The 12,634-nt window shown below is 63.4% G+C and carries 16 protein-coding genes; 10 read left to right on the top strand and 6 right to left on the bottom strand.

The window, feature by feature from the left end:
* Nucleotides 1-17 precede the first annotated feature (17 nt).
* Nucleotides 18-986 carry a LysR family transcriptional regulator gene (locus M3I54_RS28310; RefSeq protein ID WP_254341973.1) on the bottom strand — a complete coding sequence of 323 codons (969 nt, stop codon included), beginning with the start codon at nucleotides 984-986 and terminating at the stop codon, nucleotides 18-20.
* Nucleotides 987-1,094: 108 nt separating this feature from the next.
* Here M3I54_RS28310 and M3I54_RS28305 point away from each other — a divergent pair, with 108 nt between their 5' ends.
* The 5 genes from M3I54_RS28305 (at nucleotide 1,095) to M3I54_RS28285 (ending at nucleotide 3,500) form a co-directional block, all read left to right on the top strand.
* Nucleotides 1,095-1,496 (top strand): hypothetical protein, encoded by a 402-nt coding sequence (locus tag M3I54_RS28305; RefSeq protein WP_254341972.1) that lies wholly within the window; start codon nucleotides 1,095-1,097, stop codon nucleotides 1,494-1,496.
* A 93-nt stretch (nucleotides 1,497-1,589) separates the two neighbouring features.
* A complete protein-coding gene (locus M3I54_RS28300) occupies nucleotides 1,590-1,850 on the top strand; it encodes a glutathione binding-like protein (RefSeq protein WP_254341971.1) in 261 nt (86 codons plus the stop codon).
* 21 nt (nucleotides 1,851-1,871) lie between these two features.
* Nucleotides 1,872-2,441: an MBL fold metallo-hydrolase gene (locus M3I54_RS28295; RefSeq protein ID WP_254341970.1), complete on the top strand. Its 570-nt coding sequence runs from the start codon at nucleotides 1,872-1,874 to the stop codon at nucleotides 2,439-2,441.
* Complete coding sequence (locus tag M3I54_RS28290) at nucleotides 2,438-2,839, top strand: MBL fold metallo-hydrolase (protein ID WP_254341969.1); 402 nt, start codon at nucleotides 2,438-2,440, stop codon at nucleotides 2,837-2,839. The genes M3I54_RS28295 and M3I54_RS28290 overlap by 4 nt, the downstream gene beginning before the upstream one ends.
* Before the next feature lie 28 nt (nucleotides 2,840-2,867).
* Nucleotides 2,868-3,500, top strand: coding sequence for a LysE family translocator (locus M3I54_RS28285; RefSeq protein ID WP_254341968.1), 633 nt, complete (start codon nucleotides 2,868-2,870; stop codon nucleotides 3,498-3,500).
* Nucleotides 3,501-3,560: 60 nt separating this feature from the next.
* On the opposite strand, the gene M3I54_RS28280 is transcribed toward M3I54_RS28285, so the two are convergent.
* Nucleotides 3,561-4,460 (bottom strand): LysR family transcriptional regulator, encoded by a 900-nt coding sequence (locus M3I54_RS28280; RefSeq protein WP_254341967.1) that lies wholly within the window; start codon nucleotides 4,458-4,460, stop codon nucleotides 3,561-3,563.
* Nucleotides 4,461-4,649: 189 nt separating this feature from the next.
* Between M3I54_RS28280 and M3I54_RS28275 the strand changes: the two genes are divergently transcribed.
* Nucleotides 4,650-5,426: an SDR family NAD(P)-dependent oxidoreductase gene (locus M3I54_RS28275; RefSeq protein ID WP_254341966.1), complete on the top strand. Its 777-nt coding sequence runs from the start codon at nucleotides 4,650-4,652 to the stop codon at nucleotides 5,424-5,426.
* On the opposite strand, the gene M3I54_RS28270 is transcribed toward M3I54_RS28275, so the two are convergent.
* The gene (locus M3I54_RS28270; protein WP_254341965.1) at nucleotides 5,411-6,022 is read right to left on the bottom strand and encodes a TetR/AcrR family transcriptional regulator; all 612 of its coding nucleotides are present in this window, start codon (nucleotides 6,020-6,022) and stop codon (nucleotides 5,411-5,413) included. The genes M3I54_RS28275 and M3I54_RS28270 overlap by 16 nt on opposite strands.
* Nucleotides 6,023-6,190: 168 nt before the next feature.
* Here M3I54_RS28270 and M3I54_RS28265 point away from each other — a divergent pair, with 168 nt between their 5' ends.
* The 4 genes from M3I54_RS28265 (at nucleotide 6,191) to M3I54_RS28250 (ending at nucleotide 8,935) form a co-directional block, all read left to right on the top strand.
* Entirely contained in the window at nucleotides 6,191-6,961 is a 771-nt protein-coding gene (locus tag M3I54_RS28265) for an alpha/beta hydrolase (RefSeq protein ID WP_254341964.1), read from the top strand.
* A gap of 141 nt (nucleotides 6,962-7,102) precedes the next feature.
* Nucleotides 7,103-7,579, top strand: a complete 477-nt coding sequence (locus M3I54_RS28260) for a carboxymuconolactone decarboxylase family protein (RefSeq protein ID WP_254341963.1) — start codon at nucleotides 7,103-7,105, stop codon at nucleotides 7,577-7,579.
* Entirely contained in the window at nucleotides 7,576-8,433 is an 858-nt protein-coding gene (locus M3I54_RS28255) for a sigma-70 family RNA polymerase sigma factor (RefSeq protein WP_254341962.1), read from the top strand. Before M3I54_RS28260 ends, M3I54_RS28255 begins: the two co-directional genes overlap by 4 nt.
* 94 nt (nucleotides 8,434-8,527) lie before the next feature.
* Nucleotides 8,528-8,935: a DUF2000 domain-containing protein gene (locus tag M3I54_RS28250; protein WP_254341961.1), complete on the top strand. Its 408-nt coding sequence runs from the start codon at nucleotides 8,528-8,530 to the stop codon at nucleotides 8,933-8,935.
* 22 nt (nucleotides 8,936-8,957) lie between these two features.
* Here M3I54_RS28250 and M3I54_RS28245 read toward each other — a convergent pair whose 3' ends face one another.
* The 3 genes from M3I54_RS28245 to M3I54_RS28235 form a co-directional block, all read right to left on the bottom strand.
* Nucleotides 8,958-10,760, bottom strand: a complete 1,803-nt coding sequence (locus M3I54_RS28245) for a chloride channel protein (protein WP_254341960.1) — start codon at nucleotides 10,758-10,760, stop codon at nucleotides 8,958-8,960.
* A 5-nt stretch (nucleotides 10,761-10,765) separates the two neighbouring features.
* Nucleotides 10,766-11,179, bottom strand: a complete 414-nt coding sequence (locus tag M3I54_RS28240; RefSeq protein ID WP_254341959.1) for a MarR family winged helix-turn-helix transcriptional regulator — start codon at nucleotides 11,177-11,179, stop codon at nucleotides 10,766-10,768.
* Nucleotides 11,180-11,288: 109 nt separating this feature from the next.
* Complete coding sequence (locus M3I54_RS28235; protein ID WP_254341958.1) at nucleotides 11,289-12,446, bottom strand: HPP family protein; 1,158 nt, start codon at nucleotides 12,444-12,446, stop codon at nucleotides 11,289-11,291.
* Nucleotides 12,447-12,634: the final 188 nt, after the last annotated feature.

Here is a 12,634-nt window from a genome sequence, read left to right as displayed (position 1 = left end):
TGTTAGCGTTGGGGGTATCAGCCTCCTTTTCGCGACCCTGCGCGTTTCGCGTCAGCCTGGACGCGGACTTTTCCATCGCTCGCCGTGCGGCTCTTCATATGATCGATGAACGCGCGCAGTTTCGGCATGATCTGCCGGCGGCCTGGATAGCAGAGAAACACCCCCGGCCTTACCTGCGCGTAGGCGTCCAGCACCTCGATCAGTTCACCCGATCTCAATCCAACAGCGGCCAGAGGCTCTGGTACCTGGGCGAGACCCAGGCCTTCTATCGCAGCGCCAAGCACGGTGGGAAAGTCACTGGCGATGAGGGGGCCGGATACGGCGATCTCGATCGCTTGGTCGCTGTCGTTGAATGACCATAGCGCGAGCGCGCCGTTGGACCGCCGCCATCGCAAGCATGCATGCTGGCGCAGGTCGTTCGGGTGAGTGGGCGGGCTTAACCCGGCGAAGTAGGCAGGGCTGCCGACGACGATGAGACGAAATGGCGGCGTCATCGGCACCGCGACCATATCGGGAGCAACGAGATGCCCCTGCCGGACAGCGGCATCGAATCCTTCGGCCGCAAGGTCGGTCACCTCCTTGCTCGCAGCAAGCTCCACCTCGACCTCGGGATAAGCCCGGCAGAACGATGTGACCAGCTCCAGCAGAGTGGGGATCACCGCGCGTGGCGCCGAGAGACGCAGCAATCCAGCCGGCCGCTGGCCGAGTCCACGCGCCACCTCACTGGCGGCGACCAGTTCCTCGAAGGCGGGCTTGGCGCGCACGAAAAACTTTTCGCCGGCTTCGGTCAAGCCGACACTGCGCGAGTTGCGGATGAAGAGCGCCGCGCCAATGCGCGCTTCGAGTACACGCACCGTCTGGCTGATAGCCGAGGGCGTCACACCGAGCTCCGCGGCCGCCTTGCGAAAACTGCGATGCTGGGCAACGCGCAGGAACACCTCCACGCCGTCCAGCGCGCCTTGTCTGACTGTGAAGTTCTGCTTCATGGCCCGTCAACAATGTGATGAATAGCCGCTTGCGACTAGCGATGATACCTTGGCACCAGCCATTGGGCCGGAGCATCAGCGGCTCACACCACCGTAACGGGACGCTGAATGAAACGCCTTCTTCTTAATTTGACCATAGCCGCTGTGCTGGTCGCTTTTGCTGGAGTTTCCATGTCGCAAACCACTCCGATGCCAACCACGCCAACCACGAAGATTTTGGCGATTGGCACTTTTCCGCCGGGCACGGACATGCAACTTGTTCAACACACTCTTCCGACCGAAGTTCGCGAGACGGCGCAGCTCTACCTCGAGGGCAAGATCGACCAGTGGTATTCACTGCAAGACCGGGCCGGAGTGGCGTTCATCCTGAACGTTACGGATGTCAATCAAGCGCATGAAATGCTTGAGGCACTTCCCTTGGGGAAAGTGCACTTAATGACATTCTCGCTCTTCCCAATAGGCCCACTGAAGCCGTTGAGCAAGCTTTTGAATCCGCCTTCCCCCGAGTAGAACGCGCTAGAGCGTGCTCGGCTGCAGCGCCGTCGGTTATTGTTTTAACTCGTTGTCAGGATCGAACATGAAGCTTTATTACTCGCCGGGAGCATGCTCGCTTGCGTCGCATATCGTTGCACGCGAGGCTTCAAATATTATGCAGTAGTGGAGCAATCCCTGACGCACCAGCCATGGTTGCTGGGAGAGCAATTCTCGGTAGCCGACGCCTATCTTTTCACAGTGACAAACTGGGCAAGGCACGTGGGCGTGGATTTATCGCGGCTGCCCGCTATTACCGCGTTTCAGCAACGCGCGGCTAGTCGCCCGCAGGTCAGGGAAGCACTGCTGGCGGAAGGTTTGCTGCGGGACTGACCAGCACTAAGGAGTGCAGAGATGATTGAGTCAATCGACAGCCTGGAGATTACGGTCATCGTCGATAACGTTACCGACATCATTTCATCGAATCCACCGTACGTGGAAACGGAGGTTGCCGGAGCCTGGCGGCGCGGGATGAAATGGCTTCGTAGAGGATGTCTTTGTTGCGCCGCTCACGGCTTGTCCTGTTTGATTACCGCCCGAACTGGCGACACCTCGCGCTCGCTTCTGTTCGACACGGGGCCCGACGAGTGGGTATTCGAACGTAACGTCGTCAGGCTCGGCCTCGACCTCGGCAAGGTCGGCGCGATGGTGCTTTCACATGGGCATTGGGATCACGCCGCTGCAATGCCACGGGCATTGCAGATGATTACGCTGGCAAACGGTGGAAAGCCTGTCCCAACCTATATGCATCCAGAGATGTTCGCATCGCGAGCGGTCAGGAATCCACAGGGCCGCGTGATGCCGATGGAGGACATTCCGGGCCAGCAGGTGCTTGCCGGTAACGGTGCAGAACTCGTGATCACGAGAGTTGAGCATCGGTTCTGTCGAAATCCTTCTACGTCAGCGGAGAAATCCCGCGTGTGACAAGCTTCGAGCGCGGCATGCCCGGCCAGCACAGGCTTGGCGCTGACGGTGAACGGGAATTGGACGAAACGCTCGTGGATGAACGATATGTTGCCGTGCATATCGCTAATAAGGGTTTGTTTGTGTTTACAGCCTGTTCACACGCAGGTCTCATCAACGTATTGACTCATGCGGGCAATCGCTTCCCTGACGTGCCGATCTACGGGGTGCTGGGCGGCTTCCATTTGTCAGGTGCAACGGAAAGCATTATTCCGGACACTGTCGAAGCGCTGGAACCGTTCAATCTTGCACTGATCACCCCCGCGCATTGCACCGGCTGGCGGGCAATCGGCGTACTGGCGACACGGTTCAAGGATCGAGTCGCACCGTCGGCGGTAGGCAAGCGCTTCGTTCTTTGACTAGCGATCTATTCAACCTCTTCCCATCATGACTGGAAGCGCGTTCTTCTCGACCAACCTGCTGCTTGCCTATGCAGCGTATTTCGTCGGCACCGCGAGTCCCGGGCCGAGCAACCTTGCAATCTTGTCCATCGCGGCCAGTCACGGCCGTAAAGCGGCGATGATGTTCGCACTCGGTGTCATCTCGGGATCGATGTTTTGGGCGACGGTGGCCACGCTAGGCGTGTCGGCTGCCCTGATCGCCTGGTCCCAGTTCATCATCGCAATCAAGATCTTTGGTGGTCTATATCTCTTGTGGCTCGCCTTCAAATCCGGACGCAATGCGCTTTCGACCGCCGCCGCCTCGGTCGAGAAGGTGGAACGAGCACCGACATTGACGAGCGTCTACGTCCGCGGCGCGACGCTCCATCTCACCAATCCAAAAGCGATCCTCGTGTGGGTTTCCATTGTCGCGCTTTCGTCGAACGGCACGGGATCTGCCCATGGTGCCGTAATCGCAGGCTGTGCGGCCATCGGATGCCTGGTGTTCGGCGGTTATGCCGTTCTCTTTTCGACGGATTCGGCTCGCAGGATGTACGTGCGGACCCGTCGCGCGCTGGAAGGATGCCTGGCCGTCGTGTTCGGGATCGCCGGGATCAGACTGCTGGCGACGCATGTCTAGTCTGGTTTCAGTATTCGCTTTCGTGTTGAACCGACGTTCGCTCTTCAGAGCGCGCGCCAGCTACTCACGCAACGTTGCCACGGGAAGTCTGGCGACCAGCTCGTCGAATACGACACGAATTCGCCTCGATACCGGGCCGCGTTGGGGACGATAAACGTAGAGCTTCCAGGGCTCGGGATCGAGGCGGGGCAGAAGCCGGACGAGTTGACCTCGCTGAACGTAAGGCCGAATCAGATATTCGGTACATTGGCTGAAGCCAATTCCCGCGCACGCCGCTTCGACTTCCACAGAAGTGTCATTGGTTACGAATGCGGGCGCAGCAGGCTGGAAGTGACGTTCTCCGCGGAACATCCATGGCCACGGACGACCGCTTGCGGGGTCGATCAGGCACGTCACAGGCAGCGCTTCGAGGTCCTTCAGATTCCCTGGTTCTCCTACCCGCTCGATCAATGCAGGTGAGGCGACAGTCCATACCGGCAGTGGCCCGATAGCGCGTGCGACAAACCGGTTGTCGCCAATTGCGCCCACACGCACGCCTATGTCGATCTGCTCGTCCACGACGGCCGAGGGGGCGTCCGAGAGTCTGAGGTCGCCAATCAGACCGGGATGACGGGCCATCAATTCCATCAGGATCGGCTGTACGTAGTAGCGACCCAGGGCTGACGGCGCGGTAATGCGCACAACGCCCATTGCGTCGTCGCTCATGGTCGCCTGGCCGAACAGACCGTCGACGCCGGCTAATGCAGCCTGAGCGCGTGCGACGAACGCCTGGCCGAACGTCGTGATCTGCACGCGTCGCGTATTCCGGTGGAACAGGGGTTCCCTCAGTTGCTCCTCGAGCTCGCGCACCGCGCGCGTGACCACTTGCGGCGAAACGCCGAGTCGCGCGGCGGCTTCGCGAAAGTTTGTACACGACGAGGCGGCCAGGAAGATCCTCAGGAGATCAAGGCGATTGAGCATGATTGTTGCTGCACTGAGAGTGATGAGTCATTGTCGTGGAAAATTCCCAAATGAGGAATTGTGAATGCGCGATTATTCCATTCATCTTCGAGCGCCGAATATCCATACTTCGTTCCAGGCGTGAGGCAAGGTAGCCGTGAACAGCGCGCCAGACCCTGCGCAATATCCACTGGAACAAAGGACGACATCATGAACATGATCAATACACAGCGGCAGATCGAAGGCAAGATTGCGCTCGTGACCGGCGCAAGCTCCGGTATCGGCCGCGCTTCGGCTGTCGAACTCGCCCGGCGCGGCGTAAAGGTCGTCGTGGCGGCTCGCCGCAAGGACGAACTCGACCAGCTCGCGCAGCAAATTTCGGCCGAGGGTGGTGAAGCGTCGGCCTTCGCGGCGGACGTTTCGAAAGAAGCCGACATCAAGCGTCTCGTCGACTACACGGTGCAGACCTATGGGCGCCTTGACATCGCCTTCAACAATGCGGGAACCGAGGGCGTATTTGCACCGCTCATCGAACAGGACTCCGAAAGGTTCGACATGGTCTTCGAGCTGAACGTGCGCGGCGTGCTGAACTCGATGAAATACGAAGCGCAGGTCATGCTCGAGCAAGGGGCGGGCAGCATCATCAACAACGCCTCAATGGGCGGGCTGATCGGCTTCGGGAACGCGTCGGTGTATATCGCCAGCAAGCACGCGGTAGTCGGCATGACCAAAACGGCGTCGATCGAATGGTTCCGCAAAGGCATCCGCGTGAACGCACTGTGCCCGGGATTGATCGAGACGCCGTTCCATCATCGCGGCATCTGGCCATCGGCCGAAGTGCAGCAGCAGTTCGCCGCCGGCACGCCGGCCGGCCGCTGGGGCTCGGCGCAGGAGATGGCGACGATCGTGGCGTTCCTCGCGTCCGACGACTCGAGCTACGTTTCGGGCCACGCTCTGGTCGCCGACGGCGGCTACTCGATCGCCTGACGCGTGCGTTTGCGAGGCTTCACCAGTCTTTCGACCGCGCCCCCGGTCACCTGCTTGAACAGTTCGACGTTCGCATACGCCCGCGCAGCGAGCATGGCGCCGTAGACCAGCGAGACGAGCGTGGCCGCTTCGGCGTGAACCGACGAATCCAGTTTGATGAGGTCGCCCTTCACGCCGGACTCGAGCACCCGTTCAAGCCACGCAGTCAGGTGATCGAAGAACGTCTTCACCCCTTGAGCCACTTCTTCGGGCAGCGAAGGGAGCTCGGCGCCCAGCATGCCCGCGACACAGAACGGAGCCGTGTCGTCCGCAATGCAGCGCTCCCAATGGCCGATGTAGGCGCGCAGTTGTGCGATGGCGTCAGCGCCGCTCGCCTCCAGCGCCGCCACATCGGCGTCGAGCGCTTCCTGCCACGCGTTCAGCACGGCGACCACGAGATCTGTCTTGGCGGGGAAATGGTGGTGAATGCTGGCCTTGCGAATGTCGATCGCATCCGCGATGTCGGCATAACTAAACCCGTTGTAGCCGCGCCGCATGATGAGTTGCCGTCCCGCTGCAATGATCCTGTCGGCCGTCAGTTCTCCACTTACCGTCATGTTACCTACCATCTAGTCGGTTGAATGTCCGTCAGTTTATGCGGAGTGGGCAGCAATTGCCAGCCACGAAATTTTTCTTGCACCTTAGCCATCCTACTAGTAGGATGGCTACATCGAACAGGCCAGATCCTGTCGAGTTCCCAGTCACCCACTCCCCGGAGCATCAAAATGAAGATTTCCTCATACGTAACCCGCATTGCCGCCGCCGTTGCCCTTTCCGCCGCCGCGCTCGGCGCGCAGGCCGCCACGGCCGCGCCGGTCAAAAACATCGTGCTCGTGCACGGATACTTCGCCGATGGATCGGGCTGGCAGGCCGTGTCGAAGATCCTCGCGCGCGACGGCTACAAAGTCTCCGTGGTGCAAGAGCCGGAAACTTCGTTCGACGACGACGTGAAGGCGACGACCCGTGTTATCGATGCACAGGACGGCCCGAGCATCCTCGTCGGCCACAGCTACGGTGGCGCGGTCGTGACCGAGGCAGGCAACGACGACAAGGTCGCGGGTCTCGTCTACGTGGCCGCGTTCCAGCCAGACACGGGAGAATCGCCGCTCGAACTGGCTAAAAAGACGCCGCCGGCCACCCAGGCGATCAAGGCCACTGCCGACGGCCACCTGTACATTGATCCGGCTAATTTCCACGAGGATTTCGCCGCCGACTTGCCCGCCTCGGAGGCCCGCTTCATGGCCATCTCGCAGGTGACGCCCGCCGCGCAATCGTTCGGCGTTCCGATCACTCACGCCGCGTGGAGAACGAAGCCGAGCTGGGCCGTCGTGGCGACTGCGGACCGCGCGATCAATCCTGATCTGGAACGCTTCATGACGCAGCGCGCTGGCAGCAAGACGGTCGAGATCCACTCGAGCCACGTGGTCTACATGTCGCATCCGGCGGAAGTTGCGAAGCTGATCGAGCAAGCCGCAGCGCAGTCCGGCAAAGAGTGATGCAGCGTGATTCGCCGCCTCCGGCCGTGATACCGGTCGAGGCGGCCCAAATCCGCGGCCAGACTTTTTTCGACCCAATGTCACACGCGGCCCAGGCTGTCTCGTCATGTCATGGCAACCCAACCGAAAGGAGATGAAACCATGACTGCCAAGCTCGACCTGTTCGCCGCCGCCCCGACCCTGATGAAGTCCTGGATGGCCGCCTCGCTCGCCGTGTCCGGGAGCCTCGAGCCGAGCCTCATTGCGCTAGTGGAGGTGCGCGCGTCGCAAATCAACGGCTGCGCGAATTGTCTTAACATGCATACCGCCCACGCACGCGAGGAAGGCGAGACCGAACAGCGTCTCTATCTGCTTTCCGCGTGGAAAGAAGCCCCGTGCTACACCGACCGCGAACGCGCGGCGCTCGGCTGGACCGAGGCCCTCACGCGCCTTTCCGAAGGTCATGCGCTGGAAGCGGCGCGCGCGGCGCTCACCGGCCACTTTACCGAGGAGGAGCAGGTGAAGCTCACGCTGATGATCAATGTGATCAACGGCTGGAACCGCCTTGCGGTCGGCTTCGGCCTGTGGGTCGATCCGGCGGCGGCCAAAGCCATGGCCAAAAAGATGGTCGCCGCATGACGGACCCGGGCCTGAGGGACGCCGCGGCGAGTTTCGATCCGCTGCGACGCAAGCTGATCCGCGTGGCGTACCGCATGCTCGGCTCGGTTGCCGACGCCGAGGACATCGTGCAGGACGCGTTCATCCGCTGGGCGGACGTGGAGCGCGACGACGTGCGCGTGCCGGAGGCCTTCCTGCGCCGCATGGTGATGCGCATGTGCCTCGACCAGCTCAAGTCGGCGCGGCATCAGCGCGAAACGTATGTCGGTCCGTGGCTGCCCGACCCGGTCGTCGAAGAGGACGAGCAGGAGGACGTCACGCTGCCGCTCATGCTCGCGCTCGAACGCCTTTCGCCGCTGGAGCGCGCGGCGTTCCTGCTGCACGACGTGTTCGGGCTGGAGTTCGACGAAGTCGCGGCCACGATCGGGCGCGAGAGCGCCGCATGCCGCCAGCTCGCGGCGCGCGCCCGTGCTCACGTGAGAGAAGCGCGCCCGCGTTTTCATGTGGAGAAAGCGCGCGGCCTCGAACTGGCGCAGGCGTTCTTCGCGGCGTCGCGCAGCGGCGACATGAGCGCGCTGGGCGCGATGCTCGCCGACGACGTGAGCCTGCATGCGGACGGTGGCGGCAAGCGCCCGGCGATTGGCCACCCGGTGTTCGGCTTCGAGAGTGTGATGAAGCTGCACGCTCAGCTAGCCGACCTGTTTCGCAAGAATGGCTCGACTTTCGTGCGTGCGGGTTTCATCAACGGGCTGCCCGGTTTCGTCACGCGCGAGGCGGATGGCGAGTTGCAAACCACCGCGCTGGAGATCGAAGGTGGCAAGGTCACGGCCATTTACGTGATGCGCAATCCGGACAAGCTGCGGCATCTGCACTGAGGCGTGCGGTTTCCGGCCGCCGCCGCCGTGCACAAACGTTCCAGACTTGCAGCCGCGTCTCGCAGATCATGACTGCCTCGAAAAAGGAGGCAGCATGTTCGATACGAAAGTCGCGCTGGTCGTGCGGGAAACCCTCGCGGTCTGGCAGAAGCTCAATGTGACCGCGTTTCTCGCAACGGGCATTGCGGCGGCGGTGCCCGAAGCGCTTGGCGAGCCCTACGAAGACGCGCGCGGGCAACGTTACGGCAGGATGCTGGGCCAGCCGATGATGATCTATGGCGCGGATGTCGGGGGGTTGCAGGCGGCGCTGCGGCGCGGCGTGTCGCGTGAACTCACGATCGTGCCTTACGTGCGCGCCATGTTTTCGACGGGGCACGACGCGGCGAACCGCGAGGTATTTCGCGCCGAGGACCCGGAGAATCCCGATCTGGTGGGAATCGCGCTATACGGCCCGAAGAACGCGGTGGATAAGGCCGTGAAGGGGTTGGCGCTGCATCAGTAGACGGGGCGCCGTCTCCTTTCCATCACCCAGCCTTGCGCACCGGCGGAAAGCGCCGCTTGCTAGTGCCCATGGGAATGCGGCGGAAGCGCTCCTTCTTGTGCTCTTCCTCGAAGTGCGAGAGTGAGAGCTTGACGAGGTCGCTGCGCGAGACGATGCCCACGAGCCGCCGCGATTCGCGGTCGGCCACCACGGGCAGGCGTTCGAGCCCGTGAATCGCGAGACGCGTGGCAATCTGCCGGCAGGTCTCCGCGGGCAGCGCCATGTCGGGGGAACGTTGCGCGAGCAACGAGCCGAGCGGCGTGTCGAGTTCTTCGGTCGCGGCGCTCGCGCGCACGGCGTCGAGCATCGCGCGATCCACCACACCGAGCACCGCGCCGTCGCGCAGCACCGGGAATGCGCGGCGCTGCTGAGTCGAGCCAAAATAGCGGTCGAGGGCTTGGCGCACGGTGACGTTCGCGTCGATCGTATCGACATTGCGCGTCATCACTTCATCGACGTAATGGCGCTCGAGCGGATCGACGCCGTACTCGCGATAGATGTGATAACCGCGGCGCGCGATCTTTTCGGTCATGATCGAGCGCTTCATGACGACCGTCGCGAAGCCGTGCGCGACCAGCGTGGCCGTGAGAAGCGGCAGCAGCGCATTGGTGTCGTGCGTGAGGCCGAACGCGAACACGATGGCCGTGAGGGGGGCGCCGAGCGTGGCGCCGAGCGTCGCCGCCATGCACACGAGCGGCCACAGCGCCGGGTCGCTGCCGGGCAGCACGTGGCTCAGCACCGAGCCGAGCCCCGCGCCGAGCATGAGCAGCGGGGCGAGTACGCCGCCCGAGGTGCCGGAGCCGAGCGCCACGACCCAGATCACGGCTTTCACCACCAGAATCGCAATGGCGACCTGAAGAATGATGTGCTGATGCAGCAGATCGCCGATCACGTCGTAGCCCACGCCGAGCGCGCGCGGCTCGATGAAGCCGCCAATGCCTACCACGAGCCCGCCGATGGCCGGCCACCACGACCAGTGCAGCGGCAGATGGCCGAACAGGTCCTCGACCTTGTAGAGCGCCGCCGAAAGCCCGGACGCGAGCGCGCCCGCCAGCAACCCGGCGATGATGCATGAAAAGAGCGCCACGGCGTGCGGCGGCAGGGTCTGCATGGGGAAGAGCGGCGCCGTACCGAAGAACACGGAGCGCGCGAATCCGGCCACCGCGCACGCAAGCGCCACGGGCAGGAAGCTGCGCGGGCGCCATTCGAACAGCAGCAGTTCCACGGCGAGCAGCACGGCTGCGACCGGCGTGCCGAATACGGCGGTCATGCCCGCGGCCGCGCCTGCCACGAGCAACGTCTTGCGCTCGGCGGACGTGACACGTACACACTGCGCGAGCAGCGACCCGAGCGCGCCGCCCGTCATGATGATCGGGCCTTCCGCGCCGAAAGGGCCGCCGCTGCCGATCACGATGCCCGACGAGAGCGGCTTGAGCACGGCCACCTTCGGCGACATCTTGCTCTTGCCGAAGAGAATGGCTTCGATGGCTTCGGGAATGCCGTGGCCGCGAATTTTCTCGGAGCCGAAGCGCGCCATTATCCCGACAATCAGCCCGCCTATCACCGGCACGACGATGACCCACGGCCCCAGCGTGTTGAGCGCCGGCGAGCGGTCGGCGAACGAGAACTGGCCGAAGAAGAACAGGTTCGTGAACCAGTGGATCAGGCTCAGCAGCACGAACGCCGCGAGCGTGGCCAGTGCGCCGATCACGGCGGCCAGCACGCTGATGCCGGGCAGCCGTGCGTTCGCCGAAAAGTCGCGCTTGTGGGAATCGTCGGAGTGCATGGTCTTTAAAGATCGATATGCGGAATGGTGAATGCGCCGTCGAGCGATCTCAACTCGGCGCGATGCAGTTCGGCGAGGCGCGCGAGCAGTTTTTCGCCAGCGGTGAGCAGATGCACTTCCACCTGGCGGCGGTCGCGCTCGCTCACGCGGCGCTCGACGAGCTCGATCGCCTCGCAGCGCGAGACGAGCGCAACCACGCCGTGATGCTGCGCCTGCAAACGCTCGGCCAGCTCGCCGATGGTCGCCCACGTGCGGCCGGGGTAGCCCTTCACATGCAGCAGCAGCAGGTATTGCAGCGGCGTAATGCCCTCGGCCTGCGCGGCCTGCTCCGAGAAGCGCTCGAAGCGGCGCATCTGGTAGCGAAATTCGGACAGCTGCTCAAAGTCGACCTTGTCGAGGTCGCGCGCGCTTTTTTTCATCGGGAGTCCATGGAACGGTTTAGGCTCCTAATATATCACGACATGATATTTATGCCCGAAAACGCCCGTCACATAAGCATCGCGGCCAGGTGTATGGCCGCTAGTCGGCTCAGGCCGGCGCCTGCTGCGGCGTCTTCGCCTGGTGATAGAGCCCCGAGATCAAATCGGCCTGCGTGATGATGCCCGCGAGCCTGCGTTCGTGATCGACCACCGGCACATGATGGTGCCCGCGGCCCGCGAAAATACGCACGAGTTCGACGATCGGCGCCGTGTTCGCGACGGTGAGCACATGCGTGGTCATCAGCGTGCCGACGCTCTGGCCGGACTCGGCGTGCGGCCGGAACATGCGCGCGATCGCATGGAGCATGAGACGCAGCGGATGCCGTTCGCGCCCGTCGTCGGCGAGGTCGGCGCGCGTGACGATGCCCTTCACCTGACGATGCGCGTCCACCACGGGCAGCGCCTTCACGTCGTGGCGTTTGAGCAGCGAGCGCGCTTCGCCCACGGTCGTAGCGGGCGTGATGCTTACCACATTGGCCGACATGACGTCCGCGCAGGTCAGTTCGCCGAAGCTGCGCGCGTAGGCGCGGATTTCGGCGTCCTGGAGCACGGCTTCGAGGTCGTCGGTGTCGATGTCGAGCATTTCGTCGCGCTCGCGCAGCACGGCTTCGAGGTCGGCGCGCGTGAAACCGGCTTGCGCGGGTACGGGGCCGGCCACGCTCGGGCGTCGAGCGGTGTGCGGGTAGCGATGCCCCGTGGCGGCGTGATAGACGAGCGCGCCGCCGAGCAGCAGGAACGACTGCAGCGCGACGGGCACGAACACGAATTCATAGCCGAGCGCATGCACGGCCGGGCCGCCCAGCACAGCGGTCAGCGCGACCGCGCCGGAAGGCGGATGCACGCAGCGCAGCGTAAACATCGCGACGATGGCCGCGGCGATGGCCACGGCGGCGGCTGGCACGGGGTCATGTATCCACATCGCCGCGGTTACGCCCACGGTGGCGGAAACGAGGTTGCCGCCGATGATCGACCAGGGCTGCGCGAGCGGGCTGGCGGGCACGCCGAAGAGCAGCACGGCGGAGGCGCCCATCGGGGCGATCAGGTACGGGATGCTCGGATCGCCGCCGAGCAGCCGGTGCGCGAGCGCGCCCGTCAGTGCGATGCCGACGAGCGCGCCGCCGCCCGAGCGCACGCGCTCGCGCCATGTGATGGTGACCCTGGAGGGGGTGAAGCGGGTGAGCCAGCGAAGGACTTTGAAGCGTGACACGATTCGGAACGGTTTGGAACAGATGGGGAGCGCAGACGGCTCGGCGCCGCCCAAAGAAGAGGAATTATATCGCGATGTGATATATATCGCGACACTTCGTCGCGGCGGCGTTGTACCGAGGATGCGCTTCAGGCGGGAATTTTGGGGCCGCAACTGTAACCGTGCAGCGGGTGGTGGCAGGGGAGGGA

The sequence above is a fragment of the Paraburkholderia sp. CNPSo 3274 genome (assembly GCF_024206475.1).
Lineage (GTDB): Bacteria > Pseudomonadota > Gammaproteobacteria > Burkholderiales > Burkholderiaceae > Paraburkholderia.
This window is presented reverse-complemented; position numbering and strand designations above follow the sequence as displayed.